This is a genomic window from Ensifer sp. R-19 (genome assembly GCF_049905105.1).
Lineage (GTDB): Bacteria > Pseudomonadota > Alphaproteobacteria > Rhizobiales > Rhizobiaceae > Ensifer.
On sequence record NZ_CP184569.1, the window covers coordinates 1,321,667 to 1,347,077 of the forward strand.

Consider the following 25,411-nt stretch of genomic DNA (forward strand, 5'->3'; position numbering starts at 1 on the left):
AAAGCCGTTCAGTCGTCTTGCCGCTCACCTTTGCGGAAAGGCCCGTGTTCTGCAAGAATTTCGCCCGTTTCCTCCACGTCTCTACGCTCGCGCTGGAGATAATCAGCGACAGCGCGGGCGAGCCCTGAATGCATGAAGAAATGCGCGGAGTGGGTGGTGACGGGCATGTAGCCGCGCGCGAGCTTGTGTTCACCCTGGGCACCGGCCTCGACCCTCTTCAGTCCCTTGGCGATCGCGAAATCGATCGCCTGGTGATAGCAGACCTCGAAATGCAGGAACGGATGGTCCTCGATGCAGCCCCAGTGACGGCCGTAGAGCGCGTCGCCGCCGATGAAGTTGATCGCGCCGGCGATGTAGCGGCCGTTGCGGCGCGCCATCACCAGCAGGATATCGTCGGCCATGCGCTCGCCGATCAGCGAATAGAAGGCGCGCGTCAGATAGGGACGACCCCACTTGCGACCGCCGGTGTCCATGTAGAAGGCAAAGAACTGGTCCCAGATCGCTTCCGTCAGGTCGCTGCCGGTCAGCCAGTCGATCGAGATGCCGTTTTCGACCGCGGCCCTGCGTTCCTTCTTGAGCGCCTTACGCTTGCGCGAGGCCAAGGTCTCCAGGAAATCGGCGTGCGATCCGTAGCCTTCGTTGGTGAAATGGAACTGCTGGTCGGTGCGGTGCAGGAACCCGGCGCGCTCGAGCGCCGGCATTTCGGCTTCCGGCACGAAGGTGACATGCGCCGACGAGACATCGTGTCTGCGTGCGAGCTCCTTCATGCCTGCGGCAAGCGCATCCTGAACTGCGCCCTGGTTTTCACCCGGCGCCGTAAGCAGTCTCGGTCCGGTGGCCGGCGTGAAGGGAATGGAGCTTTGCAGTTTCGGATAATAGCGCCCGCCGGCCCGCTCGAAAGCGTCGGCCCAGCCATGGTCGAAGACATATTCGCCCTGGCTGTGGTTCTTCAAGTAGCAGACTAGACCGCCGCGCAGATGGCCGTCCGATCCTTCGAGAAGCAGGTGTTGGCCGAGCCAGCCTGTTTTCGCAGTTGCGGATCCGGATTCCTCAAGAGCCGAAAGATAGGCATGCGAGAGGAAGGGATTGTAGACGCCGCCGGGATGCACCTTCGATGCACCGGAAAGCACATTCCAGCGTGCTGCCGGCACATCGGCGAAGGATTGGGCTATGCGGATGGTGACGGCGTCTGACATCAGATCAGGAAACCAGGGCCTCCCGCGGGTCGAAGCCCTCGAAGGTCATCTGATCCGCGTGAGCGAAGGTGTAGGTCTCTGCCTGGCGGTCGCGCACGGTCCAGGTGATGATCGTCTTGCCGAGCGTCCGCTCCTTGGTGATGAACGAGTTCGGCAGGTGGCCGTAATGGTAGGAGATGAAGTCGAGGCCGAGCTGCATGGCTTCCTCGTGCACGAAGAACGTCTCGGGATTGGCGCCTTCCGCAGTGAGGCCGAGCGGGTAGGGCGCATCGAGCGCCTTCAGGTCCTTGAGCAGCCAGTGATCGAAGCTCATCAGGGCGACGTGTCCCTTGTAGCCTTCGAGCGTCTCCAGCACAGCGGCGGCAAAGCCCTCGTCGTCGCCCTTGCGGCCCTTGAGTTCGATGACCAGCGGTACTTTGCCTGCGACCAGGCGCAGCATCTGCGTCAGCGTCGGCACCTTGTCCTTCGTTCCGCCGATCGCCATCAGGCCGAGCTCGCCGGCGGTTCGCGCGCGCACGTCGCCCTTGATGCCGCAGAGACGCTGGGTGTCGTCATCATGGAAGACGACCGGGATGCTGTCGGCGGTGTATTGCAGGTCGCACTCGATGGCGAAACCGGCATCGACGGCACGGGAGAAAGCCGAGAGCGTGTTCTCCCACACGTCTCTGTTCATGTCGTGATAGCCGCGATGGGCGATCGGTTGAGCCTTCAGCCAGGAAATATCAGCCATGGTGGGCACCCTAATCAGGCGATCTCGATGACGGCGTCGATCTCGACGGCGGCATTGAAGGGCAGGGAAGCCATGCCGACGGCGGCGCGGGCGTGTTTGCCCGCTTCACCGAGCACGGTGGCGAGCAGATTGGAGGCGCCGTTGATGACGAGGTGCTGCTCGACAAATTCCGGCGTCGAGGCGACGAAGCCGTTGATCTTCACCAGACGACGGATGCGTCCGAGGTCGCCGCCGAGCGCGGATTTTGCCTGTGCGAGGATGTTGATCGAGCAGAGTTCGGCGGCGCGTTGCGCGCGGGCGACGTCGACATCCTTGCCGACAATGCCTGTCACGGCGACCTTGCCGTCTTCCATCGGAAGCTGTCCGGAGATGTAGAGCATCGAGCCGCTGATCACGTACGGCACATAGTTCGCGACCGGGGTCGCAGCCTGGGGAAGGGTGACGCCGAGGTCCTTGAGGCGCGTTTCGATCTCTGCGGACATGGAAAGCTCCATTGTTGTCTTTTGTGTTAAAATCCTGCATTCAGGCCGGATCGCGGCGGGCGCCGGCATTTTCCTGCAAACACCGCCTCGCTTCTGCCGAACGCTTGTTTATAGCATTGCCGGCGAGTCCAATAGGAGGAAACGGATGTTTCATAAAGGCTTCGGTCTCGTCACTCTGGGCAGCGTTTGTTTCGCCGTCGTGACGGCGTCAGGTGCTACGGCGGCGAGTGCGAATGTCCTCGTGCCGCATCGCGCCGTCTATGATCTTGAGCTCAAGGATGCGTCGGATCGTTCGGGCATTGCCGGAATGTATGGTCGCATGGTCTATGAATTCAATGGTTCGTCCTGCGAGGGCTATACGGTCAGCTTCCGCTTCGTCACCCAGGTCGACACCGGCGAGGAAGTTCGCCTCACGGATCAGCAGACGACCACCTATGAGGATCTGAAGACGGGTAATTTCCGCTTCTTGACGCGCTCTTTCACCGACGAGAAGCTGGACAAGGAAGTGCGCGGAACGGCGCATGAGGAAAAGAGCGGTGTCAAGGTGGAGCTGACCGCGCCCGACAAGCGCGAAGTGGAACTTGCGGCCAGCCGTTTCCCGACCGCCCATATGATGGAAGTGATCTCGCGGGCGAAGAAGGGGGAAGGCTTGTTCGAGGCGCGCATCTTCGACGGCTCCGATTCGGGCGACAAGACGCTGATCACCTCGACCTTTGTCGGTAAATCGCGCAAGCCCACCGCTGATGAGCCGGATGCCGGCAAGGCTGGCAAGTTCGGCAGCGAAGCCTATTGGCCGGTGACGATCTCCTATTTCAACGACGACAAGAGCGGCGATGCGCTGCCAATCTACCGCATGTCGTTCAAGCTCTACGAAAACGGAATCACCCGGGACCTGACGATGGACTACGGCGATTTTGTCCTCAGCGGTAAGCTTGCCGATCTCGAAGTCTTCAAATCCGAGGACTGCAAATAGCCGATCGCGACGAAAATCGGCACTCGCGTCTTGATTTCTCGGGCAGTTGCGGTTAAGGGGCTGCCATTCCACACGTGAAGCAAGGGATGTTCCGGGAGAAATCCGGATCGTTCCGCCGGTGGGCTGTTCGAAAGACCATGCTCGACGCTTCGCGGAGGTTCAACCGGAAAAGGAGAAAAAGGCATGGCATTGCCTGATTTTAGCATGCGTCAGCTTCTGGAAGCTGGCGTTCACTTCGGTCACCAGACGCACCGCTGGAACCCGAAGATGAAGCCGTACATTTTCGGCGATCGTAACAACGTCCACATCATCGACCTCGCTCAGACCGTACCGATGCTGTCGCGCGCCCTGCAGATCGTCAGCGACACCGTTGCCAACGGCGGCCGCGTTCTGTTCGTCGGCACCAAGCGCCAGGCTTCGGAAATCATCGCTGACGCAGCCAAGCGTTCGGCCCAGTACTACGTCAACGCTCGCTGGCTCGGCGGCATGATGACGAACTGGAAGACGATTTCGAACTCCATCCAGCGCCTGCGCAAGCTCGACGAAATCCTTTCTTCGGAAGCTTCTGGCTTCACCAAGAAGGAACGCCTGAACCTCGAGCGCGAACGCGAAAAGCTGAACCGTGCACTCGGCGGTATCCGCGATATGGGCGGCACCCCGGACCTGATGTTCATCATCGACACCAACAAGGAATCGATCGCGATCGACGAAGCCAAGCGCCTCGGCATCCCGGTTGTTGCCGTGATCGACTCGAACTGCGATCCGGACCAGATCGACTATCCGATCCCGGGCAACGACGACGCTTCGCGCGCCATCGCTCTCTACTGCGACCTGATCGCCCGCGCAGCCATCGACGGCATTGCGCGCCAGCAGGGCGCATCTGGCCGTGACCTCGGCGCCTCTGCCGAAGTTCCGGTCGAGCCGGCGCTCGACGAGGCCTCCGACGCCTGATCGGCCCCAGGCGGCAGCCAACCCTGCCGCCCCCAATGAAATGTCGGGACAAGGCCGTTTGTGATGAAAGTCTGAACGGCCTTGTTCTTTTCAGCCGGGGATGGCGCGATCCGTTCGGGTCGTTGGATCCGGGCAGCGGCCACGATGACGCGTTCATCATGGTGTCACATTGAAAAGCCATTCCCTGCCAAACCTCCTGGCATCGCGCCACGCGCGGGCAACCCCCGCCAAACAGACAAAGAGGCAAAAAAGATGACTGTGACTGCAGCAATGGTGAAGGAACTGCGCGAAAAGAGCGGCGCAGGCATGATGGATTGCAAGAAGGCACTTGCTGAAACCAACGGCGACATGGAAGCAGCGATCGACTGGCTGCGCGCCAAGGGTATCGCGAAGGCCGACAAGAAGTCGGGTCGTACGGCTGCTGAAGGCCTCGTCGGCATCGTCAGCGGCGGCGTCAAGGCCGTCGTCGTCGAAATCAACTCCGAAACCGACTTCGTTGCCCGCAACGAAGCCTTCCAGGAACTCGTCCGCGGCGTTGCCAACGTAGCGCTCACCACCGACGGCTCCGTCGATGCGATCGCGGCTGCAACCTACCCGGCGACCGGCAAGTCGGTCGACGAGACGATCAAGGACGCGATTGCCACGATCGGCGAAAACATGACGCTGCGTCGCGCAGCTCTGCTGCAGGTCGAAGATGGCGTTGTCGCCACCTACATCCACAACGCTGCTGGCGACGGCATCGGCAAGCTCGGCGTTCTCGTCGCGCTGAAGTCGATCGGCGACAAGGAAGTGCTGTTCTCGGTCGGCCGTCAGGTTGCCATGCACATCGCTGCGACCAACCCGCTGGCGATCCGCGCTGAAGAAGTCGACGCCGCTGTTGCTGAGCGCGAACGCAACGTCTTCATCGAACAGTCGCGCGCTTCGGGCAAGCCGGACAACATCATCGAGAAGATGGTTGAAGGCCGTATGCGCAAGTTCTTCGAAGAAGTCGCACTGCTGTCGCAGGCCTTCGTCATGAACCCGGAAATCACCGTCGGCCAGGCCGTCAAGGACGCTGAAAAGCTCGCTGGCGCACCGATCGAAGTCACCGGCATGGCTCGCCTGCTGCTCGGCGAAGGCGTCGAGAAGGAAGAGTCCGACTTCGCCGCAGAAGTTGCAGCCGTCGCCAAGGGCTGATTTCTTCACCCATATTGGGAAAACCTCGGGGCATCGCGTGACAACGCGGTGCCCTTCGTGTATCGGGCTTCGTCAATGCGCCGGACCCGCCGGAAATCACTCCGCAGCGGTTGAAACCGGGTAGCGCAATATGTCCTTATGCGCTGTGCGCCGTCGTCGTGCGCACGCGCACCGATCTGATCAGGAGCGATGATGCCCGCCGAACCAATCTACAAGCGTGTTCTCCTTAAAGCCTCCGGTGAAGCCCTGATGGGTAGCCAGGGCTTCGGTATCGACGTGGCGGTCGCCGACCGCATTGCCGCCGACATCGCCGAAGCACGCGCGATGGGCGTCGAAGTCGGTGTCGTCGTCGGCGGCGGCAACATCTTCCGCGGTGTCGCGGTGGCCTCCAAGGGCGGAGACCGGGTGACCGGCGACCACATGGGCATGCTGGCAACGGTCATCAACGCGCTGGCGCTCGCAACCTCGCTGCGCAAGCTCGACATCGACACGGTCGTGCTTTCGGCAATTGCGATGCCGGAAATCTGCGAAAGCTTCTCGCAGCGCGCAACGCTTCATCATCTCTCGCTTGGCCGCGTCGTGATCTTCGCCGGTGGCACCGGCAACCCCTTCTTTACGACGGACTCGGCCGCAGCGCTCCGCGCGGCGGAAATGGGTGCGCAGGCCATTTTCAAGGGCACGCAGGTCGATGGTATCTATTCTGCCGATCCGAAGAAGGATCCGACCGCGACCCGTTTCGACCGCCTGACCCACAGCGAGGTGCTTGAAAGGGGCCTGGCCGTCATGGATGTTGCCGCCGTTGCGCTTGCACGCGAAAATACCATTCCGATCGTTGTCTTTTCGATCCACGAAAAGGGTGGCTTCGCGGAAATCTTGACCGGCGGCGGTCGCGCGACCATCGTCACAGACAACTAAAGAGCTGCAAAGCGGCCCCCTGCGGCCGGCGAATGTTAGAACGGGAGTTTTGACCATGAGTGAAGGTGTTGAACTGAAGGAACTGAAGCGTCGCATGGATGGCGCCATTTCCGCATTCAAGAGCGATATCGCATCGCTTCGTACCGGCCGGGCGTCGGCGAACGTTCTCGATCCGGTGACCGTTGAAGCCTACGGCTCGCGCGTGCCCCTCAACCAGGTCGCCAACATCACCGTTCCGGAGCCGCGCATGCTGTCCGTTTCGGTCTGGGACAAGCAGATGGTTGGCGCCGTCGATCGTGGCATTCGCGAATCGAACCTCGGCCTGAACCCGATCATCGACGGCCAGAACCTGCGCATTCCGCTGCCCGAGCTCAACGAAGAGCGCCGCAAGTCGTTGGTCAAGGTGGCCCACGATTACGCTGAAAAAGCCAAGGTTGCCGTGCGCCACGTGCGCCGCGACGGCATGGATGACCTGAAAAAAGCCGAAAAGGATGGCGACATCGGTCAGGATATCAGCCGTTCTCAGTCCGAGCGCGTGCAAAAGATGACCGATGAAACGATTTCCGAGATCGACCGCTTGCTCGCCGAGAAGGAAAAGGAAATCATGCAGGTCTGATCTGCTCGTGATCTGAGTCTCCTTTCGCGGACGCCTTATGCAAAACCTCATCTCCACGACCGTTCCGGAACATGTTGCCATCATCATGGATGGCAACGGGCGTTGGGCGAATGCACGTGGGCTACCGCGTACCATGGGGCATCGCAAAGGCGTCGAGACCGTTCGCGATGCCGTCAAGACGGCGGCCCAGGTGGGTATCCGCTATCTCACGCTTTTTGCATTTTCTTCGGAAAATTGGAGCCGGCCGGAGTCGGAGGTGAGCGACCTCATGGGGTTGCTCAAGACCTTCATCCGCCGGGATCTCGCCGATCTGCACCGCGAGAATGTCCGCATCCGTGTCATTGGCGACCGCTCGAACCTGCGTGGCGACATCCTGCCGCTATTGATAGAGGCCGAGGAAACGACGCGGGCGAACACGGGAGTTACCCTGGTCATCGCCTTCAACTACGGGGCGCGTGACGAGTTGACCCGGGCGATGCGTCGCCTCGCAGTGGACGTCGCCGAAGGGCGTTTGCGCCCCGAGGACATCAATCAGGAACGCATTGCAGCCTCGCTGGACACCGCCGACATACCCGATCCGGACCTGATCATCCGCACGAGCGGCGAAGAGCGACTGTCGAATTTCCTGCTCTGGCAGGGCGCCTATTCCGAACTGATCTTCGTTCCCGAACTGTGGCCGGATTTCACGCGTGAGATTTTCCTGTCGGCGCTGGAGAAGTATGCATGCCGGGAGCGCCGTTTCGGCGGACTGGTCGAGCCGACGCGGGCGGTTGGTTCCTGATGCAAACTGAACTCAAGCTTCGCATCGCTTCGGGAGTGGTGCTCGCAGCGGTCGCTCTCGCTGCGACTTGGTTTGGCGGACTCGCTTTCCAGCTACTTTCGGTCCTGATCGCGCTTCTCGTCTACTACGAATGGTCGACGATCACCGGCCTTGTCGAGCGTGATTTCCAGGGCAACGCCTTCGGTTGGCTCTCCATAGTCGTGATCGCAGGCCTCGTTGTCACCGGTTACATTGGCTACAGCCTTCCTTTCCTGGCGTTCGGCCTCGGAGCGGCATTGCTTTGGGTCCTTACTCAAAAGACAAGCTGGTGGCTGCCGGGCGGCATCGCCTATGCGGGCCTCACCGGCATATCGCTCGCAGCACTTCGTGGCGCCGACGATCTCGGCCTGATCGCAACGCTGTTCGTCTTCGCGGTGGTCTGGGCAACCGACATTTTCGCCTATTTCACCGGCCGTGCGATCGGGGGCCCCAAGCTTGCGCCGCGCATATCGCCCGGCAAGACCTGGTCCGGCGCCATCGGTGGCACGATTTGTGGCATTCTTGCTGGCGTCGCCGTCTTTATGGCTTATTTTTCGCTGCAAGATCTTCGGATCCCGATCATCGCCCTGGTGCTCTCGGTTGCCAGCCAGGTTGGGGATTTGTTCGAGTCCTTCATCAAGCGGCGCTTTGGCGTGAAGGATTCGAGCCGTCTCATTCCAGGGCACGGCGGAGTCATGGATCGGGTCGACGGTTTGATATTCGCCTGCGTGGCGGCGTTGATTCTGGTCATGGTTCAGTATTTCGTCAGCGATGGGCGCCAGATCGCCTTCGGTTCGGTCCTGCTTGGCCCTTGATGCCGACCGCAGGGACTTGAGGAACGTTCATGACATATCTGCTTGATGCCTTTCAGCTTCTGACCGGCTACATCATTCCCTTCCTTCTCGTGCTGACCCTTTTGGTCTTCGTGCACGAGATGGGGCACTATCTCGTAGGCCGCTGGTCGGGAATCCGTATCCTCGCCTTCTCGATCGGTTTCGGTCCCGAACTTTTCGGTTGGACCGATCGGCACGGAACACGTTGGAAACTGTCGGTGATCCCGCTTGGTGGCTATGTCAAGTTCTACGGTGACGAGGACGCGGCGAGCGTGCCGGACTACAAGCGTCTGGAGGCAATCGCGCCGGAAGAGCGCGGCAAGACCTTCCTCGGCGCCAGGCTCTGGAAGCGGGCAGCGACGGTTGCCGCAGGGCCGATCGCCAACTTCATCCTCGCGATTGCCATCTTCGCCGTTCTGTTCTCCGTCTACGGACGCCAGGTCGCAGATCCCGTGGTTGCACGTGTGAACGAAAATAGCGCAGCCGCACAGGCAGGCGTTGTTCCGGGCGACCGCCTGATCTCGATCGACGGCTCGCCGGTGACGACCTTCGACGACGTTCGTCGCTACGTCAGCGTGCGCCCCGAGCTGAAGATCACCATCCGAATCGAACGCAACGGCGCGACACTCGATTTGCCGATGGTGCCCCAGCGGACGGAGCTCACCGACCAGTTCGGCAACAAGATGGAGATCGGCGTCATCGGTATCCTGACCGATCAGGAAGCCGGCAACTTCCGCACCGTCACCTATGGCCCGATCGAGGCCGTAGGGCAGGGCGTCCTGCAAAGCTGGCACGTCATTACGGGCACCTTCGACTACCTCGGCAATGTGCTGACCGGGCGGATGAAGGCGGACCAGATCGGTGGCCCGATCCGCGTCGCCAAGGTTTCCGGGCAGATGGCGACGCTCGGCATTCCATTCTTGCTGAATATCGCCGCGATCCTGTCAGTTTCCATAGGATTGCTTAACCTCATGCCCGTACCGGTGCTTGATGGCGGCCATCTGATGTTCTATGCGGTTGAGGCGTTGCGCGGGAAGCCTGTCGGTCCCGCCGCGCAGGATGTCGCCTATCGGATCGGCTTTGCCATGGTGCTGATGCTCATGGTCTTTGCCACCTGGAACGACATATCGATGTTCTTCGGCTAGCGTTCGGTCGGGGAAACGGCGAGGGGAATTCGGCGGATACTGTGAACGATTGGTTTTCAACGGCTTGCGAAGAAAGGTTTTGTTTACGATAACTCGAGGCTGTAGTGGCCGTTAAGCCACGGTTCGAATTGAAGTAAACAGAAATTAACGAGCTGGCTTGCTTGTATGGGAAAAGCGGTTAAAACGGCAACCGTGACCGGAGTCGGCACGAAACTGCCGCGCGACGTTTGGAAAAGGTAAGATTTGAACATGAAAGCTGGTTCAAGGTTTTTGAACGCGGTGTCGGCGGCTGCGCTGTCAACAAGCATTGTTGTTTCTGGCGCTGGTGTTGGGTTGCTCGCAGGCACGTCCGTCGCAGAAGCTGCGGTCATCAATCGTGTCGAAGTACGCGGGGCAACGCGCGTCAGCGCTGAGACGGTCCGTGCGAACATCACGATCGTTCCCGGCAAGGCCTTCAGCAACGCGGATATCGACGCTTCCGTGAAGCGCCTGTACTCCACGGGCTACTTCTCCGACGTCAGCATCAATGTCGCCGGCGGTACGCTGGTCGTCAGCGTGAGCGAGAATCAGCTGGTCAATCAGGTCGTCTTCAACGGCAACCGCAAGATCAAGGACGACAAGCTGCAGGGCGTCGTGCGCACGCAGCCGCTCGGCCCGTACAGCGAAGCGACGGTCGAAACGGATATCCAGTCCATCAAGGACGCCTACGCTGCCATCGGTCGCAGCGACATCACGGTGACGACGCAGGTTGTTCCGGTTGCCGAGGGACGCGTCAACCTTGCCTTCGTGATCAATGAAGGTGAGCGCACCAAGATCTCCCAGATCAATTTCGTCGGCAACGAAGCCTATAGCGACGGTCGTCTTCAATCGATCATCGCGACGAAGGAATCGGGCATCTTCTCGTTCATCACACGCAAGGATGTCTACAATCCGGACAAGCTTCGCGCCGACGAAGAGCTGCTGCGCCAGTTTTATTTCAACCGCGGCTACGCGGACTTCCAGGTCGTTTCCTCGGACGCGGCGCTCAATGAAGCGACGAACGAGTACACGGTGACGATCACCGTCGAAGAAGGTCCGCGTTATGATTTCGGCGCCGTCAATGTCGAATCGACCGTCGAGGGCGTCAATGCCGAAGAGCTGAAGGGGCTTATCCTCAGCCGCGAGGGCTCGGTCTACAAGGCCAAGGACGTTCAGGCGACGATGAGCGAGATTTCGCAGCGTGTCGCTTCGGCCGGATATCCTTTTGCGCGCGTCACGCCGCGCGGCAACCGCGACCTCGCCAATCACACGATCGCCGTCGACTACCTCGTCGATCAGGGCGAGCGTGCTTACGTCGAGCGCATCGAGATCCGCGGCAACACCCGTACACGTGACTACGTTATCCGTCGCGAATTCGACATGGGTGAAGGCGACGCCTTCAACCAGGAAATGGTTGCCCGCGCCAAGCGTCGGCTGGAGGCACTCGGCTACTTCTCGACCGTCAACATCTCGACCGCGCCGGGCAGCGCTGCCGACCGCGTCGTCGTGATTGTCGACGTGCAGGATCAGTCGACCGGTTCGTTCGGTATCGGTGCTGGTTACTCTGCGGGTAGCGGCGGCGGCTTCCTCGTCGAAGCGTCGATCGAAGAAAAGAACTTCCTTGGTCGTGGTCAGTACATCCGCGTCGCCGCCGGTCGCGGTGACGAGAGCCGGACCTACAACGTTTCGTTCACCGAGCCGTACTTCCTTGGCTATCGTCTGGCTGCCGGCTTTGACGTCTTCAAGAACGAGAACGACTTCGACGACGAGGACTACAGCTACGAAGATCAGGGCTTCAGCCTGCGCGTAACGGCGCCGATCACCGAAAATCTGTCGACCACGCTGCGCTACAACTTCACGCAGTTCGACTATAGCGGTAACGTCGCGAAGCTGTCGTCGCCCTACGTTCGTGCAGTTGAGGGTGGAAACTGGGTCCGTTCGTCGGTATCGCAGTCGATCACCTACAACACACTCGACGATCCCCAGCTGCCGCATGACGGCATCCTGGCGACCTTCACGCACGAGTTTGCAGGTCTTGGTGGCGACTCCGACTTCTACAAGATGACTGGTAAGGCCAAGTGGTACTACACGGTCAACGACGAGGCGGATATCATCGCGTCGCTTGCTGGTAGCGCCGGTCATGTCTTCGAAACCGGCAGCGATCTGCAGGTCTTCGACCAATTCCAGCTCGGCTCCAACGATATTCGTGGCTTCGAGCGCAACGGTATCGGTCCGCGCGATCAGGCGACGGGCGATGCGCTCGGCGGCACGACCTACTTTACGGCTTCGGCCGAAGCGTCGTTCCCGCTTCCGGGCATCCCGCGTGACAGCGGCTTCCGCGGTGCGGTCTTCGCCGATGCCGGTACGCTCTACAGCAACAAGGTCGCGACCCTTCCCTCTGAAACGGTGCAGGGCAACGACGCGTCGCTGCGTGCATCGGTCGGTATCGGCCTGATCTGGGCTTCGCCGTTCGGTCCGCTGCGTGTTGACTATGCTTGGCCGGTTGCCAAGGAAGACTTCGACCGGGTACAGAACCTGAAGTTCGGTATTTCCTCGTCGTTCTGATAAAAAGCAGTCCAGAACTGCCGGAAAAAGATCGTTCTGGAGTGTCCATGGAACAGAACTGGTTTTTTCCGCCCCATAAAGGGATTCGTCTGGGTGACCTGGCGAATCAAATTGGGGCGGAGTTGAGCAATGGTGCGGTCGCCGACTGCACCATTCATTCTGTAGCGCCAGTCTATCGGGCCAAGCCCGGCGACGTCTGCTACATGTTGTCTCGCAAGAGCCGAGCCGAGCTTGATACCTGTCAGGCATCCGCGATCATCTGCGACAAGACGATCTTCAGCCTTGTGCCTGCCCATATCCCAGTCCTGCTGGCGGCTCGCCCGCATACGGCCTTCGCCCTTGCCGGCACCTTGCTGCACGAGGCGGCGATGCGTCCTGCGCGCAACACCAGCCTCAAGGGCGTGGCACCGGGTGCTTTCGTGGATCCGACCGCGCGTCTGGAAGACGATGTCGAGGTCGAGCCGACGGCGGTCGTCGGGGCTGGCGCCGAAATCGGCCGCGGCACCCGCATCGCTGCCGGCGCCGTCATCGGGCCGGGCGTGCGCATCGGCCGTGACTGTACGATTGCCTCTGGCGCAAGCGTGCTCTGTGCTCTCGTCGGCAACAGCGTGATCATCCATCCCGGCGCCCGTATCGGGCAGGATGGTTTTGGTTATGCGCCCGGGCCGAAAGGCGGAATGATCAAGATCGTTCAGGTCGGGCGCGTGATCATTCAGGATCATGTCGAGATCGGCGCCAACACGACGATCGACCGCGGCACGATGGATGACACGGTGATCGGCGAGGGGACGAAGATCGACAATCTCGTCCAGGTCGGCCACAACGTGCGCATTGGCCGTTATTGTGGCATCGTCGCCCAAGTGGGCATTGCAGGCAGCACAAAGATCGGCGACGGCGTGATGATCGGCGGTGGCAGTGGCGTCAACGGCCACATCACGGTCGGTGATGGCGTACAGATCGCCGCGATGAGCGGCGTGGCGAGCGATGTTCCCGCCGGCGAACGTTATGGCGGTATTCCGGCGCGCCCGATGCGCGATTTCCTGCGCGATGTCGCGGAGATGGCGATGCGGGCAAGCGACAGACAGAAAAAGAAGAAGGGCGGCGCGAATGAGTGAGGCAGCAACGGTTCTCGGTACGGCGGACATTCAGGAAATTCTGAAACTGCTCCCGCATCGCTACCCATTTCTGCTCGTCGATCGGATCATCGAGATCGACGGCGACAATTCGGCGATCGGCATCAAGAACGTCTCGGCGAACGAACCGCATTTCACCGGTCACTTCCCCGAACAGCCGATCATGCCTGGCGTTTTGCTTGTCGAGGGCATGGCCCAGACGGCCGGTGCGATCTGTGCCCGCAAGGTGGGTAGCGGAACGAACCTCGTCTATTTCATGACCATCGACAATGCGCGCTTCCGCAAGCCGGTCGTTCCCGGCGATCGCGTCGAATTCCATGTCGTGAAGCAGAAGCAACGCGGCAATATCTGGAAATTTCACTGTGACGCAAAAGTTGACGGGCAACTGGTCGCAGAAGCTGATATCGGCGCGATGATCGTCAGCAAGGAAGACGCCTGAACATGATTGCAGCAACAGCGAAGATCCACCCGTCCTCGATTATCGAAGACGGCGCTGCGATCGGCGAGAACGTCAAGATCGGCCCTTTTTGCCACGTGGGGCCGAAAGTCGTTCTTGGCGACGATGTCGAGCTTCACAGTCATGTCGTGGTCACCGGCCGTACGACGATCGGCACGGGAACCAAAATTTTCCCGCAGGCGGTGATCGGCGCCGATTCGCAGAGCGTTCATCATAGCGCCGTCGATACGGAACTGTTGATCGGTGCGAATTGCACGATCCGCGAAGGCGTGACGATGAATACGGGCACCGTCGAACATGGCGGACAGACGGTCATTGGCGACAACAATCTCTTCCTGGCCTATTCGCACGTGGCGCATGATTGCCGGCTCGGCAACCATATCATCCTGTCGAACAACGTGATGTTGGCGGGCCATGTCACGGTCGAAGACCGCGCCATTCTTGGCGGCGGCTGCGCCGTGCATCAGTTTACCCGTGTCGGCCGTCAGGCGTTTGTCGGGGGCCTCTCCGCCGTCAGCTACGACGTCATTCCCTACGGTATGCTCAACGGCAATCCGGGCATACTGAGCGGGCTGAACGTCGTAGGTATGACGAGGGCCGGGATCGACCGCGCGACGATCCACGTCGTTCGCCGCGCCTACAAGCAGATCTTTGAAGGCCCGGAGTCGATCCGCGCCAATGCTGCGGCCATTCGCGAAGAATATGCCGACTGCGCACCGGTCGTCGAAATCCTCGATTTCATCGCGGCCGAGAGCGACCGGGCACTATCGTCGCCGTCTCGCGGCAAGGCGTGAGCGTGATGTCGGCTGCTGCGAGCCACGCAGCGACCGGCGGTCGGCTCGCAATCATCGCCGGCGGTGGCGCGCTACCGCACCACGTAGCCGAAGCTGTGCGCGCGCGCGGCGAAGATCCATTCATCATCGCATTGTCGCGAGAGGCGGAAGAAGCCGATTGGGTCGGCTTCGATCATTCCGTGCTGGGGATCGGCGACTTCGCCAATATCAGCCGAACCTTCAAGGAAGAGGGGATCGATCGGGTCGTCCTGTCGGGTTGGGTTCGCCGCCGGCCGGAATGGCGTGACATTCGCCCGACGCTGAGAACGCTGGCAAAGATCCCGGCCGTCTTGAAGACGCTGGTGTCCGGTGGAGACGACGCCGTCCTGCGCATGGCGATGGCACTGATCGAAGCAAGCGGCGCCCATGTCATCGGCGTTCATGAAGTGGTGCCCAATCTCCTGGCAGAACCGGGGCCGATCGGGGCGGTTACACCTGATGCCGACGATCGCCGCGACATCGAGGCGGGCATCGCTGCCGCCAACGCGCTCGGCGCGCTCGATGTGGGGCAGGGTGCTGTGGCCGTCGGTGGGCGCGTCGTGGCGCTGGAGGGCGCTGAGGGTACCGATTCTATGCTGGAGCGTGTCGTCGCCTTGAAGGCCGAGGGCCGTGTCTCTTCGCGCCGGCGAGGGGTCCTCGTCAAGCTTTGCAAGCCCGGGCAAGATTTGCGCGCCGACCTCCCGTCGATCGGACCGTCGACCGTTGCACTTGCAGAAAAGGCCGGTCTCGCCGGCATTGCGGTCGAAGCAGGCAGGGCTCTGGTCCTGGAGCGCGGCAACGTGATTGATGTCGCCAATCGCGCTGGTCTGTTTGTCGCCGGTGTCGAACGATCGGCCAAGGGAGCCGAGCGATGAGCGCATCCAGCTACAAGCTTGCAGTCATTGCAGGCGAGGTTTCCGGCGATCTCCTGGGCGCCGATCTCGTCCGGGCGCTTCGAACGCAAAGCACCAGCACGATAGAGCTCGTCGGTGTCGGCGGCGAGGCGCTGGAGGCGGAGGGCCTTCGATCGCTCTTCGACTATTCCGAACTATCGATCATGGGCTTCACCCAGGTCCTGGCACGATTGCCGAAGCTCATTATGCGCATTCGCCAGACGGCAAAGGCGATCATCGCCGCGCGTCCCGACGCGTTGCTGATCATCGACAGCCCGGACTTTACCCACCGCGTGGCACGGAAGGTCCGAGCGGCGCTGCCGGATGTGCCTGTCATCAACTATGTCTGCCCGAGCGTCTGGGCCTGGAAGCCGGAACGCGCGCCGCGCATGCGTGGCTATGTTGATCACGTCTTGGCCGTGTTGCCGTTCGAACCGCAGGCGATGGAGAAGCTGCAGGGCCCGCCGACGACCTATGTCGGCCACCGCCTCGCAAGCGATGCGAATGTGCTCGCGGTTCGGGCAAACCGCCAGCAGCGCCTTGTCGGCGCCATCGATGGGCGGGTCGCGACGTGCCTCCTTCTGCCGGGCTCCCGTTCGAGTGAGGTCGGCCGTCTGTTGCCGACCTTCGGCCGGGTGGTTGAGGAGCTTGCCGGCCGACATCCCGGCATTCGCTTCCTGTTGCCGACCGTTTCGCGGCAGGAAAAGCTGGTGCGCGAAATCACGGCATCCTGGCCCATCCAGCCGGAGATCACCGTAGGGACGGCGGAAAAGTGGGCCGCTTTCGATCGGGCCGATGCGGCGATCGCTGCCTCGGGAACGGTTCTCCTGGAACTGGCGCTTGCCGGCGTTCCCGTCGTTTCAACCTACGATCCCGATTTCCTGGTGAAGCTCTTGCACAAGCGCATCCGCATCTGGAGCGGCGCGCTGCCGAATTTGATCGCAGACTTCCCCATCGTGCCGGAATACTTCAGCGAGTCCATCCGCCCTGGTGCCTTGACGCGTTGGATGGAGCGGCTTTCCGGTGCAACGGCGCAACGCGCCTCGATGCTGGATGGCTATGCACTGGTGCAACAGCGCATGGCGACAACTCATCCGCCTGGTGAGAAGGCAGCCGAGATTGTTCTTGGCTATCTCAAGAGGAATAACAGGTGAGCTTCAAGTTCATTGAGCGAGCGCGATGCTCTCTCGATGCGTCGACGTCGTCGAAAATGTGCGCAAGGATCCCGCCGGCGGAGCCGGTTTGGGACCGGCATTGCTTGCGGCCAGCCCGATGGTGGACGGGGTTCGAACCGATGTTCCCGGACCTACAAAATAAAAGCCCGGTCAGCGATGACCGGGCTTCGTTTTTCTTGGCTGATACCGATCAGCGCTTGGAGACCGGCACGTAGTCGCGCTGCGGGGCGCCGACATAGAGCTGGCGCGGACGACCGATGCGCTGTTCCGGATCTTCGATCATCTCGTTCCACTGCGCGATCCAGCCGACGGTGCGGGCGAGCGCGAAGAGCACGGTGAACATGGTGGTGGGGAAGCCCAGCGCCTTCAGCGTGATGCCGGAGTAGAAGTCGATGTTCGGGTAGAGCTTCTTCTCGATGAAGTACTCGTCGGTCAGCGCGATGCGCTCGAGTTCCATCGCGACTTCGAGCAGCGGATCGTCCTTGTGGCCGAGTTCCGCCAGCACTTCATGCGTGGTCTTCTGCATGATCTTGGCGCGCGGATCGTAGTTCTTGTAGACGCGGTGGCCGAAGCCCATGAGGCGGAACGGATCGTTCTTGTCCTTGGCGCGCGCAATGAACTCCGGAATGCGGTCGGCCGTGCCGATTTCAGCGAGCATGTTGAGCGCCGCTTCGTTGGCGCCCCCGTGGGCCGGGCCCCAGAGGCAGGCGATACCGGCAGCAATGCAGGCGAACGGGTTTGCGCCCGACGAGCCGGCCAGACGGACCGTCGAGGTCGACGCGTTCTGCTCGTGGTCGGCGTGCAGGATGAAGATACGGTCCATGGCGCGCGACAGAACCGGGTTGACGACATATTCCTCGCACGGAACGGCGAAGCACATGCGCAGGAAGTTCGAGGCGTAGTCCAGGTCGTTCTTCGGGTAAACGAAGGGCTGGCCGATGTGGTACTTGTAGGCCATTGCCGCGATCGTCGGCATCTTGGCGATCATGCGCAGCGAGGCAACCATGCGCTGATGCGGATCGGTGATGTCGGTCGAGTCGTGGTAGAAGGCCGAAAGTGCGCCGACGCAGCCGCACATGACGGCCATCGGATGCGCGTCGCGGCGGAAGCCGGTAAAGAAGCGCGACATCTGCTCATGCACCATGGTGTGGTGCGTGACCCGATAATCGAAGTCGGCCTTCTGTGCCTTCGTCGGCAGTTCGCCGTAGAGCAGCAGGTAGCAGACCTCGAGGAAGTCGCCATGTTCTGCAAGCTGCTCGATCGGGTAGCCGCGGTGCAGGAGCACGCCTTCGTCGCCGTCGATATAGGTGATCTTGGATTCGCACGACGCCGTTGACGTGAAGCCCGGGTCGTAGGTGAACATTTTCGTCTGCTTGTAGAGCGAGCCGATGTCCACGACGTCAGGGCCGATGGACCCCGATCGCACCGGAAGATCCGCAGACTTTCCATCGAGTGTTACAACCGCGGTTTTTTCAGTCATCGGACCCTCCGTCTTATGGCAACGTGACATAGAGACATGCCACGACAATGAACGTTGCGAATTTGCTATATGATTTATTTTCGACTGCCAAGCTGTACGAAAGGCAAATTGTGCGATGCGAAAATGTGCATATGGCGACGCAACAATGGCATGTTACGGCAATAAGTCCAAGGAGATCAATAATCTCGTCGGATGATGGTGCGGTACCATTCTATATAGGTTTGCCGCTTTTTTCAGCAGATAGCGCGTCGGTTGCGGTTATGTGCCTTTGGTTGCATGATCGGCCGGGTATTCCGGGGAAAGAGCGCTGGCGCAATGAGCGATACTGAAAGGCGGCAGGCGTCGCAGGACGCTGAGCGCGGCAGCTTCATGTTGTCCGGTTCCGATGCCGCCACTGCCGTTACAGTCTTTGCTCCCAATCGCCGCGCGGCTTGCTTTCGACACAGGTGCGCCGCGGCATGTCGACGCTCTCGGCGCGTCTCGGTCCGCGCGCGGTCAAGGCGTCGGTCGCCTCCGCAATCGAGGAAGAACGCGCATTCGGTCACGGTTTTGTGTTGATACCGGTGCTGCTGGTCTCAGGCGTCCTCACCTGGCTGTCGCTCCCTTTTGACGTCGGAATTGTCAAACTTGCACTGCTGCTTTGCGTTTTCGGCATGGCGGCGGTGGCATGCGTCGGAAAATTTGCACGGCTGCGGGTGCCGCTGATTGGGGCGACACTGTTTGTGGCGGGAATGGTGCTGGTCGCGGCCGAGACGGCGCGGATCGATACGATCGTCCTCGACGCACCGGTGACGACGAACGTGCGGGGTGTGGTGTTTTCGCGTGAGCAGGACGACCGGGGCCAGTGGCGCTACGGGGTCGAGATCCACGAGACGACCAGGCCGCGCCTGCGCCGTCAACCGACGAAAGTCACGCTGGTGGCGCGGGGCCGGGAAGATCCGCTGCCGATAGGTGCGACCATCGAGGGCAGGGCGCGGCTGTCTCCGCCCTCCGGTCCGGCATTGCGGGGTTTGAACGACTTCGCGTTTGACAGCTACTTCCGGGGTATCGGTGCAGTCGGGTTTTTCTACGGTTCGCCCACGGGCGGAAAAGCGCCTGCGACCGGAGAATCGGAAGCGGCCTCTTCCTTTGGTTCATCCCTGGCGACCAGCATCGCCGCGATGCGGGAGGCCGTCGGAGAGCGCATCCGTGCATCGATCGGCGGCGACACGGGAGCGCTTGCGGCAGCGCTGGTGACCGCGGAAGAGCGGGCAATCAGCCGTGAGACGGTCGAGGTGTTGCGGCAAGCCGGGCTTGCGCATGTGCTGGCGATCTCCGGCCTCAACATGGCGCTTGCCGCCGGGACCTTTCTGATTGGCGCCCGCACCGTTCTCAGCATGATCCCTGGCCTAGCGCATCGTGTGCCGATCAAGAAGGTTGCGGCTACCGGCGCACTGCTGATGGTTTGCCTCTACATTCTCATCTCCGGGGGAGCGGTGTCGGCATTGCGCGCCTGGATCATGATTTCCATCATGCTCGTGGCGGTGTTTTTCGATCGTATGTCGATCAGCCTGCGCAACGTTGCCCTCGCGGCGATCGTCATCGTCGCCACAACGCCGTCTGCGGTTGCTGGGCCGGGTTTCCAGATGTCGTTCGCTGCGACCCTTGCGCTCGTTGCCGGCTATGCGCGCTGGCGCGAGCGACGGGAGACGGAGGTACCGACGGCGGCGAGGCAGGGCAAGGGAAGGGGCCCGGTCACCGGCGTGATCGCCGGTGTTGTCATCACCTCTCTCATCGGCGGTTTGGCGACATCGGTCTATTCGATCGCCTATTTTCACCGGTTGCCGGCCTATGGCCTGCTTGCCAATGTTCTCACGATGCCGGTGATCAGCATTGTGATCATGCCGTTCGGCCTGTTCGCCATGCTTCTGATGCCACTGGGACTTGAACACTATCCATTGATGGCGATGGCATGGGGCCTCGACCGGATGCTCGACATCGCCCGCTTCGTAACCTCTCTCGACGGTGAGATCGTCACGGGTCGCATCGGGCATTTCGGCTTTGCGCTGATTGCCGCAGGCGGTGTTCTCGTCTGTGTGTTGCGGAGCTGGCTGGCCCTGTCGGGAGCGGTATTGATCAGCGTCGGTCTCGTCAGCCTCGCAGTCGAGCACGATCGTCTGCCCGATGTCGTGATTGCCGAGGATGGTCGCCTCGTCGGCCTCGTTGCGAACGGCGCGATAGCAACCAACAGGATGCGCCCGTCGGATTTCGTGTTTTCGCAATGGCAACGGGCCCTCGCGGTGGAAAACCACCTCAAGCCAGCGATGCTTCCGCCGCCGGCAGCTGCCGATCCTTACCCGGCTACGGAGCCGGCCGGGAAGGGCGCTCCGCCGCTCGACCAGGAAAAACAGGCCGCGATCCGCGCGGATCTGTCGTCGGCGATCGAGGCGAATGCTGCGGGTGTCTTCATCTGCCGGGAAAAGCAATGGTGTGCGGCGCGCAACGGCTACGGCTGGACGATCCTTGCCATCGAGAACCCGCGGCTCTTTCCGGCCTTGTGCGACCAGGCGGATCTTGTAGTGACTGCGGCGCGGGTCGATGGCGCGGCGTGCCCGACCAACCGCGCCCGTATTGTGAATGCGCAGACGCTGCGTCGCACGGGCGCAATCGAAATTCGAGCGCAGTCGGATACGGAGCACGCGCCGCCCGCAATGCAGTTTCGAACGGCATTCACGGCCCTTGCCCGCCCATGGGAACGGCACCGCGCGTATGACTGGCGGACCGGTTCTTTCATGGACGTTTCGCCAGATTTCTGACCGCAGTCACCGGTCGCGCCCTGAGCGGGCGGGTTGCGAAATTATTCTTGATTGATAAACTCCACAAATCCTTGTCATTCCGCTCCCCTTTGCGTAAAGAGCCCGAAAGCACGCAAGGGATGTGACGGGTGGCGGCAATCCCTTCGCTCTGAAATGACGAAACGGACCAGTACGTGAGGAACAAGATGCCGAACCGAGCCCGATCGACGATCAATCTGCTGGCAGCCGCAATGCTGGGTCTGTCATCGGCTGCTATGCCCGTGGTTGCGTTCGCTCAGTCAGCGAGTGAAGGGGCATCGTCAGCCCCGGCTACGAACGGCACTCAGGGCACTGTCGCACAATCTCCCACGCCGACGCCGGTCGTAGAGGGCCAGACGGCAACCGGCAGCGCACCGGTAAACCAGGCGACGCCGATCACTCAGGTGCAGCCCGCACCACAAGCCGCGTCGCCGGAGACTGCCCCCCTTGCTGTCGAGGGCACTGCCGTTGCGACCGAAGGTGCGGCGAACCCGGTGCTGCCGCACGATCTGTCGCCGATCGGTATGTTCATGGCGGCGGACCTTGTCGTCAAAAGCGTTATGGTCGGCCTGGCAGTGGCGTCCATTGCCACCTGGGCGATCTTCCTGGTCAAGGCACTCGAGCTTTTCAGCGCCAAGGCGCGCCTCAAGCGGGCGGTGCGTCTCCTGTCAGCCGCTAACGGTCTGGCTGATGTCAATACTGCATTCGACGGGAAGTCGGGCCCAGCACCTGAGATGGTGGCTGCGGCGATCGACGAGATGGTGCGTTCGGAAGCGGTTGTCGACCATGCGCCTGCGAGCGGTATCAAGGAACGCGTCTCTTCGCTGCTGACCCGCATCGAGGTTCGCGCCGGCAAGCGCATGACGAGCGGCACCGGTATTCTGGCCTCGATCGGCTCGGTCGGACCGTTCGTCGGCCTCTTCGGCACGGTTTGGGGGATCATGAATTCCTTCATCGGCATCAGCAAGGCGCAGACGACCAATCTCGCGATCGTCGCACCCGGCATTGCCGAAGCGCTGCTCGCCACTGCTATCGGCCTTGTTGCGGCAATTCCAGCGGTGGTGATCTACAACTATTTCGCACGTGCAGTGGGTGGCTACAAGGTGATCCTTGCCGATGCTGCGGCCGCCGTTGAACGGCTCGTCAGCCGCGACCTCGACCACCGCATGGTCCGCAAGGCGCAGCCCCGCCGGCAGGAAGGCTTCGTCCATGCCGAAACGACCATCGCACGGATCGGGTGACCCATGGCCGGAAAAGTAAGCCAGGACGGCGGCGATCTGGACGAGAACAGCGAAATCAACGTCACGCCCTTCATCGACGTCATGCTCGTGCTGCTGATCATCTTCATGGTGGCGGCGCCGCTTGCCACGGTGGATATGAAGGTGGATCTGCCTCAATCGGCGGCAAAGCCAGCGCCGCGCGACGACAAGCCGGTCTTCGTGACCTTGAAGGCCGATCTGGCGCTGGCCATCGGCAACGAGGAAACGGCGCGTGAGACCTTCGCCGACGAGCTGAAGCGCCTGACGGAGGGCAACACCGAGACGCGTGTCCTGCTCCGGGCCGACAAGGCCGTGGACTACGGCGAGCTGATGACGGTCATGAACCTCATCCAGAACGCCGGCTACACCAAGATCGCCCTCGTGGGCCTGGAAGGCGCACCCGGGCGCTGAGTTTGCCCGCGGTCCACGTGCCAGCAATGCGTCGCGCCCATGTCCGCGCGTCGCCGCCATGATCGATCAGGGCTCTTCTTCCCCGTTTTTCCGGCGCAATTTGCCGCTGTCGCTTGAATCCCGCGGGGCGGCGATTTAAGAGCTTACGTCAAAGGCTTTCCGTTGAGAGCCACAAGACGATCGCGCGGGCTTCTCCGAAAAGCGGCGCCGCGCCTATCCGGATACGAGGGCACCAGCATGAATTTCGAAGCAGCGCGCACCAAGATGGTGGACAACCAGATCCGGACCACGGATGTGACGTCTCACTCGGTCTTGTCCGCCTTCCTCACCGTGCCGCGCGAGGAGTTCGTGCCCGCGAAGATGAAGGAGCTCGCGTATATCGACACCGACATCGCGCTTGACGCCGCCAACGGCGGAGGGCCGCGCTTCCTGATGGAGCCGTCGCCGCTTGCCAAGCTTCTGCAGCTCGCCGAGATCGCCAAGTCCGACGTCGTGCTCGAGATCGGTTGCGGTACCGGCTATGCCTCGGCACTGCTTTCCCTGATTGCTGGTTCCGTCGTCGCGCTCGAAAGCGATCAGGGTCTTGCCGCCACCGCGACCGAAACGCTGGCACGTCTCGGCTATGACAATATCGCCGTCGTCACCGGCGAACTCGAGAAGGGCTACGCTGCCGAAGCGCCTTACGATGTCATCTTCGTTCACGGTGCGGTGGAAGTGTTGCCTGCGGCTCTGTTCGAGCAGTTGCGTGATGGCGGCCGACTCGTGGTGGTCGAAGGATTTGGCAACGCTTCGCGCGCTAAACTCTATGTGCACGAGCACGGAAAAACCTCCGAGCGTGCCGACTTCAACACTGCGGTGAAGCCGCTTCCCGGCTTCCGCCGCGAGCAGGAATTTGTTTTTTGAGGTCCCGCTTATTGAGGGATATCAACATTTGAATGTACTGCTAAAATAACAATGTTGCCAATTCGCAACGCGGTACTTGTTTCTTTTTGAAATGCCTGCGCAGAGTAGGGCTGCGCAGTTGTCGGAATTTGGAATCCGGGTTTCAAAGAGTGCAGTGGTAGTGATTTGCTCACCAGTGGGCGGTGTGAGCGCTCATCGCCGTGTCTAGGCAGCGCCGTTTTGTAACGAGGACAGCGCTGCGGGAAATGAGGGCAGGCTTTGCCGCCCCCGATCGGAGAGAGAAGTAATGGTGTCGATTGTCCGCAAAGCGGCCCTGTGGGCCGCCGTCTCGACGAGTGTGCTGCTTGCCCCGCACGCAGTACTGGCCGAGACGATCTTCGGCGCAATGGCCAAAGCCTACGCAAACAATCCGGATCTGAACGCTGCGCGGGCGGGGCTGCGCGCCACCGACGAGAGCGTACCGATCGCCAAGTCCGGCTTTCGCCCCCAGGTGGCTGGTTTCGCCAGCGGGACGCTTTCGACCATCGACAGGGAGAGTTCCGGAACTCAGGACGTTCACCAGGGGCAGGTCGGCATCTCCATAACGCAGATGGTCTTTGATGGCTTTCAGACGCTGAACAATGTTCGCGCGGCCGAATCGAATGTGTTTGCCACCCGCGAATCGCTGCTCGCCAACGAGATGCAGATCCTGCTTTCGGCGGCGACCATCTATTCCAATATCGCCCGCGATCAGCAGCTCGTGTCGATCCGCAAGCAGAACATCGCGTTCCTTCAGGAACAGGTGAACGCCGCGAAGGCGCGGCTTGATGTGGGTGAGGGCACCCGTACGGACGTGAGCCTGGCAGAGGCCTCGCTCGCCAACGCGCAGTCGCAGCTTATCGTCGCTGTTGCGCAGCTGAAGCAGAGCGAAGCGACCTATGTGCGGATCGTCGGCGACTTGCCGAAGAACATCAAGCAGGCGTCTCCCGCATCGAAGAGCCTGCCGCGCTCGCTCGACCAGGCGGTCGCAAGCGGCCTGCGCGACCACCCGACCATTCTGGCAGCGCAGTACTCGGTTGATTCGGCCGGTTACCAGGTGAAGTCGGCTGAGGGCACGATGCTGCCCGGCGTGACGCTTCAGGGACAGGTCGGCCGCACCACTGGCAATGTCGGTGATGGCATCGACAGCAACACATCGAGCATCACTGCTCGCCTCGAAGTCCCGATCTATCAGGGCGGCCTCGAATACGGCCAGATCCGGCAGGCGAAGGAACGCCTGGGGCAGCAGCGCATTCTGGTTGATTCGGCGCGAGCATCGATTCAGGAAACGATTGTTTCGGCCTACGCACAGCTCGAAGCAGCGATCGCGCGTATTTCCGCCAACAAGGCGCAGATCTCTGCCGCCAAGCTGGCACTGGATGGCGTCATTGAAGAGCGCAAAGTCGGCCAGCGCACGACCCTCGACGTTCTCGATTCGCAGCAGGACGTGCTGCAGGCGCAGGAACTCCTGGCGCTTGCGCAGCGCGATGCGGTCGTCGCGAGCTATACCTTGCTTGCAGCCTCCGCGAGGCTGACCGTGAAGAGCCAGGGTCTGCAGGTGGCCGAATATCGCGCCGAAGAACATTACGAGGCGGTCAAGGATAAATGGTTCGGTCTTCGAACCGTCGACGGTCGCTAAAGAAAACGCCCCGGTCTCC

At 61.4% G+C, this 25,411-nt stretch carries 23 protein-coding genes; 19 read left to right on the forward strand and 4 right to left on the reverse strand.

The genetic code is table 11. The annotated features are described in order from the left end of the window. Positions 1-8 precede the first annotated feature (8 nt). From ACN9MO_RS06520 to ACN9MO_RS06530, 3 genes are read right to left on the reverse strand one after another with little or no spacing between them, the layout of a single operon-like run. Positions 9-1,196 (reverse strand): GNAT family N-acetyltransferase, encoded by a 1,188-nt coding sequence (locus ACN9MO_RS06520; RefSeq protein ID WP_057255750.1) that lies wholly within the window; start codon positions 1,194-1,196, stop codon positions 9-11. Between the two features lie 4 nt (positions 1,197-1,200). After that, positions 1,201-1,926 (reverse strand): glycerophosphodiester phosphodiesterase, encoded by a 726-nt coding sequence (locus ACN9MO_RS06525; protein ID WP_057255752.1) that lies wholly within the window; start codon positions 1,924-1,926, stop codon positions 1,201-1,203. 14 nt (positions 1,927-1,940) lie between these two features. After that, the gene (locus ACN9MO_RS06530) at positions 1,941-2,408 is read right to left on the reverse strand and encodes a RidA family protein (RefSeq protein ID WP_057256068.1); all 468 of its coding nucleotides are present in this window, start codon (positions 2,406-2,408) and stop codon (positions 1,941-1,943) included. Positions 2,409-2,553: 145 nt separating this feature from the next. Here ACN9MO_RS06530 and ACN9MO_RS06535 point away from each other — a divergent pair, with 145 nt between their 5' ends. From ACN9MO_RS06535 to lpxB, 14 genes are all read left to right on the forward strand, one after another. After that, positions 2,554-3,381, forward strand: a complete 828-nt coding sequence (locus ACN9MO_RS06535; RefSeq protein ID WP_057255753.1) for a cell envelope integrity EipB family protein — start codon at positions 2,554-2,556, stop codon at positions 3,379-3,381. Between the two features lie 183 nt (positions 3,382-3,564). Beyond that, on the forward strand, positions 3,565-4,332 hold the full coding sequence (gene rpsB / locus ACN9MO_RS06540; protein WP_057255755.1) for a 30S ribosomal protein S2: 768 nt from the start codon (positions 3,565-3,567) through the stop codon (positions 4,330-4,332). A 252-nt stretch (positions 4,333-4,584) separates the two neighbouring features. Continuing rightward, a complete protein-coding gene (gene tsf / locus ACN9MO_RS06545; protein WP_057255757.1) occupies positions 4,585-5,508 on the forward strand; it encodes a translation elongation factor Ts in 924 nt (307 codons plus the stop codon). Between the two features lie 192 nt (positions 5,509-5,700). Beyond that, on the forward strand, positions 5,701-6,423 hold the full coding sequence (gene pyrH, locus ACN9MO_RS06550) for a UMP kinase (protein ID WP_057256069.1): 723 nt from the start codon (positions 5,701-5,703) through the stop codon (positions 6,421-6,423). Positions 6,424-6,478: 55 nt separating this feature from the next. After that, positions 6,479-7,039 (forward strand): ribosome recycling factor, encoded by a 561-nt coding sequence (gene frr, locus ACN9MO_RS06555; RefSeq protein WP_057255760.1) that lies wholly within the window; start codon positions 6,479-6,481, stop codon positions 7,037-7,039. A gap of 37 nt (positions 7,040-7,076) precedes the next feature. Beyond that, a complete protein-coding gene (locus ACN9MO_RS06560) occupies positions 7,077-7,820 on the forward strand; it encodes an isoprenyl transferase (protein WP_057255761.1) in 744 nt (247 codons plus the stop codon). After that, positions 7,820-8,653 carry a phosphatidate cytidylyltransferase gene (locus tag ACN9MO_RS06565; protein ID WP_058326633.1) on the forward strand — a complete coding sequence of 278 codons (834 nt, stop codon included), beginning with the start codon at positions 7,820-7,822 and terminating at the stop codon, positions 8,651-8,653. The genes ACN9MO_RS06560 and ACN9MO_RS06565 overlap by 1 nt, the downstream gene beginning before the upstream one ends. Positions 8,654-8,682: 29 nt before the next feature. Further along, positions 8,683-9,816 (forward strand): RIP metalloprotease RseP, encoded by a 1,134-nt coding sequence (gene rseP / locus ACN9MO_RS06570; protein WP_110878339.1) that lies wholly within the window; start codon positions 8,683-8,685, stop codon positions 9,814-9,816. A gap of 249 nt (positions 9,817-10,065) precedes the next feature. Next, positions 10,066-12,399 carry an outer membrane protein assembly factor BamA gene (gene bamA / locus ACN9MO_RS06575; RefSeq protein ID WP_058326632.1) on the forward strand — a complete coding sequence of 778 codons (2,334 nt, stop codon included), beginning with the start codon at positions 10,066-10,068 and terminating at the stop codon, positions 12,397-12,399. Between the two features lie 47 nt (positions 12,400-12,446). Beyond that, entirely contained in the window at positions 12,447-13,514 is a 1,068-nt protein-coding gene (gene lpxD, locus ACN9MO_RS06580) for a UDP-3-O-(3-hydroxymyristoyl)glucosamine N-acyltransferase (protein ID WP_057255769.1), read from the forward strand. After that, positions 13,507-13,971, forward strand: coding sequence for a 3-hydroxyacyl-ACP dehydratase FabZ (fabZ, locus tag ACN9MO_RS06585; protein WP_057255771.1), 465 nt, complete (start codon positions 13,507-13,509; stop codon positions 13,969-13,971). Before lpxD ends, fabZ begins: the two co-directional genes overlap by 8 nt. 2 nt (positions 13,972-13,973) lie before the next feature. Then, a complete protein-coding gene (gene lpxA / locus ACN9MO_RS06590) occupies positions 13,974-14,783 on the forward strand; it encodes an acyl-ACP--UDP-N-acetylglucosamine O-acyltransferase (protein WP_093232411.1) in 810 nt (269 codons plus the stop codon). 5 nt (positions 14,784-14,788) lie between these two features. Further along, on the forward strand, positions 14,789-15,676 hold the full coding sequence (locus ACN9MO_RS06595; protein WP_057255775.1) for an LpxI family protein: 888 nt from the start codon (positions 14,789-14,791) through the stop codon (positions 15,674-15,676). Next, positions 15,673-16,848: a lipid-A-disaccharide synthase gene (gene lpxB, locus ACN9MO_RS06600; protein ID WP_425986940.1), complete on the forward strand. Its 1,176-nt coding sequence runs from the start codon at positions 15,673-15,675 to the stop codon at positions 16,846-16,848. The genes ACN9MO_RS06595 and lpxB overlap by 4 nt, the downstream gene beginning before the upstream one ends. A gap of 211 nt (positions 16,849-17,059) precedes the next feature. Here the strand turns inward: lpxB and gltA are convergent, their stop codons facing one another. After that, positions 17,060-18,349, reverse strand: a complete 1,290-nt coding sequence (gene gltA, locus ACN9MO_RS06605) for a citrate synthase (protein WP_057255779.1) — start codon at positions 18,347-18,349, stop codon at positions 17,060-17,062. A 458-nt stretch (positions 18,350-18,807) separates the two neighbouring features. On the opposite strand from gltA, the gene ACN9MO_RS06610 reads away from it, so the two are divergent. From ACN9MO_RS06610 to ACN9MO_RS06630, 5 genes are all read left to right on the forward strand, one after another. Next, the gene (locus ACN9MO_RS06610) at positions 18,808-21,144 is read left to right on the forward strand and encodes a ComEC/Rec2 family competence protein (RefSeq protein WP_113131801.1); all 2,337 of its coding nucleotides are present in this window, start codon (positions 18,808-18,810) and stop codon (positions 21,142-21,144) included. A gap of 185 nt (positions 21,145-21,329) precedes the next feature. Beyond that, on the forward strand, positions 21,330-22,403 hold the full coding sequence (gene exbB / locus ACN9MO_RS06615) for a tonB-system energizer ExbB (protein WP_058320609.1): 1,074 nt from the start codon (positions 21,330-21,332) through the stop codon (positions 22,401-22,403). Positions 22,404-22,406: 3 nt separating this feature from the next. Then, positions 22,407-22,832: a TonB system transport protein ExbD gene (gene exbD / locus ACN9MO_RS06620; RefSeq protein WP_057255784.1), complete on the forward strand. Its 426-nt coding sequence runs from the start codon at positions 22,407-22,409 to the stop codon at positions 22,830-22,832. A gap of 237 nt (positions 22,833-23,069) precedes the next feature. Beyond that, positions 23,070-23,735 (forward strand): protein-L-isoaspartate O-methyltransferase family protein, encoded by a 666-nt coding sequence (locus ACN9MO_RS06625; RefSeq protein WP_057255786.1) that lies wholly within the window; start codon positions 23,070-23,072, stop codon positions 23,733-23,735. Positions 23,736-24,021: 286 nt separating this feature from the next. Then, positions 24,022-25,392, forward strand: coding sequence for a TolC family outer membrane protein (locus ACN9MO_RS06630; RefSeq protein ID WP_057255789.1), 1,371 nt, complete (start codon positions 24,022-24,024; stop codon positions 25,390-25,392). The last annotated feature ends 19 nt before the right edge of the window (positions 25,393-25,411 follow it).

Bases quoted from the DNA above. Each gene is read 5' to 3' on its own strand.
- ACN9MO_RS06525 (WP_057255752.1), bottom strand. From the start codon at position 1,926: ATGGCTGATATTTCCTGGCTGAAGGCTCAACCGATCGCCCATCGCGGC.
- pyrH (WP_057256069.1), top strand. From the start codon at position 5,701: ATGCCCGCCGAACCAATCTACAAGCGTGTTCTCCTTAAAGCCTCCGGT.
- rpsB (WP_057255755.1), top strand. From the start codon at position 3,565: ATGGCATTGCCTGATTTTAGCATGCGTCAGCTTCTGGAAGCTGGCGTT.
- ACN9MO_RS06530 (WP_057256068.1), bottom strand. From the start codon at position 2,408: ATGTCCGCAGAGATCGAAACGCGCCTCAAGGACCTCGGCGTCACCCTT.
- ACN9MO_RS06595 (WP_057255775.1), top strand. From the start codon at position 14,789: ATGTCGGCTGCTGCGAGCCACGCAGCGACCGGCGGTCGGCTCGCAATC.
- rseP (WP_110878339.1), top strand. From the start codon at position 8,683: ATGACATATCTGCTTGATGCCTTTCAGCTTCTGACCGGCTACATCATT.
- frr (WP_057255760.1), top strand. From the start codon at position 6,479: ATGAGTGAAGGTGTTGAACTGAAGGAACTGAAGCGTCGCATGGATGGC.
- ACN9MO_RS06625 (WP_057255786.1), top strand. From the start codon at position 23,070: ATGAATTTCGAAGCAGCGCGCACCAAGATGGTGGACAACCAGATCCGG.
- lpxA (WP_093232411.1), top strand. From the start codon at position 13,974: ATGATTGCAGCAACAGCGAAGATCCACCCGTCCTCGATTATCGAAGAC.
- ACN9MO_RS06610 (WP_113131801.1), top strand. From the start codon at position 18,808: ATGTCGACGCTCTCGGCGCGTCTCGGTCCGCGCGCGGTCAAGGCGTCG.
- fabZ (WP_057255771.1), top strand. From the start codon at position 13,507: ATGAGTGAGGCAGCAACGGTTCTCGGTACGGCGGACATTCAGGAAATT.
- ACN9MO_RS06565 (WP_058326633.1), top strand. From the start codon at position 7,820: ATGCAAACTGAACTCAAGCTTCGCATCGCTTCGGGAGTGGTGCTCGCA.
- lpxD (WP_057255769.1), top strand. From the start codon at position 12,447: ATGGAACAGAACTGGTTTTTTCCGCCCCATAAAGGGATTCGTCTGGGT.
- exbD (WP_057255784.1), top strand. From the start codon at position 22,407: ATGGCCGGAAAAGTAAGCCAGGACGGCGGCGATCTGGACGAGAACAGC.
- tsf (WP_057255757.1), top strand. From the start codon at position 4,585: ATGACTGTGACTGCAGCAATGGTGAAGGAACTGCGCGAAAAGAGCGGC.
- exbB (WP_058320609.1), top strand. From the start codon at position 21,330: ATGCCGAACCGAGCCCGATCGACGATCAATCTGCTGGCAGCCGCAATG.
- ACN9MO_RS06560 (WP_057255761.1), top strand. From the start codon at position 7,077: ATGCAAAACCTCATCTCCACGACCGTTCCGGAACATGTTGCCATCATC.
- ACN9MO_RS06520 (WP_057255750.1), bottom strand. From the start codon at position 1,196: ATGTCAGACGCCGTCACCATCCGCATAGCCCAATCCTTCGCCGATGTG.
- lpxB (WP_425986940.1), top strand. From the start codon at position 15,673: ATGAGCGCATCCAGCTACAAGCTTGCAGTCATTGCAGGCGAGGTTTCC.
- gltA (WP_057255779.1), bottom strand. From the start codon at position 18,349: ATGACTGAAAAAACCGCGGTTGTAACACTCGATGGAAAGTCTGCGGAT.
- bamA (WP_058326632.1), top strand. From the start codon at position 10,066: ATGAAAGCTGGTTCAAGGTTTTTGAACGCGGTGTCGGCGGCTGCGCTG.
- ACN9MO_RS06630 (WP_057255789.1), top strand. From the start codon at position 24,022: ATGGTGTCGATTGTCCGCAAAGCGGCCCTGTGGGCCGCCGTCTCGACG.
- ACN9MO_RS06535 (WP_057255753.1), top strand. From the start codon at position 2,554: ATGTTTCATAAAGGCTTCGGTCTCGTCACTCTGGGCAGCGTTTGTTTC.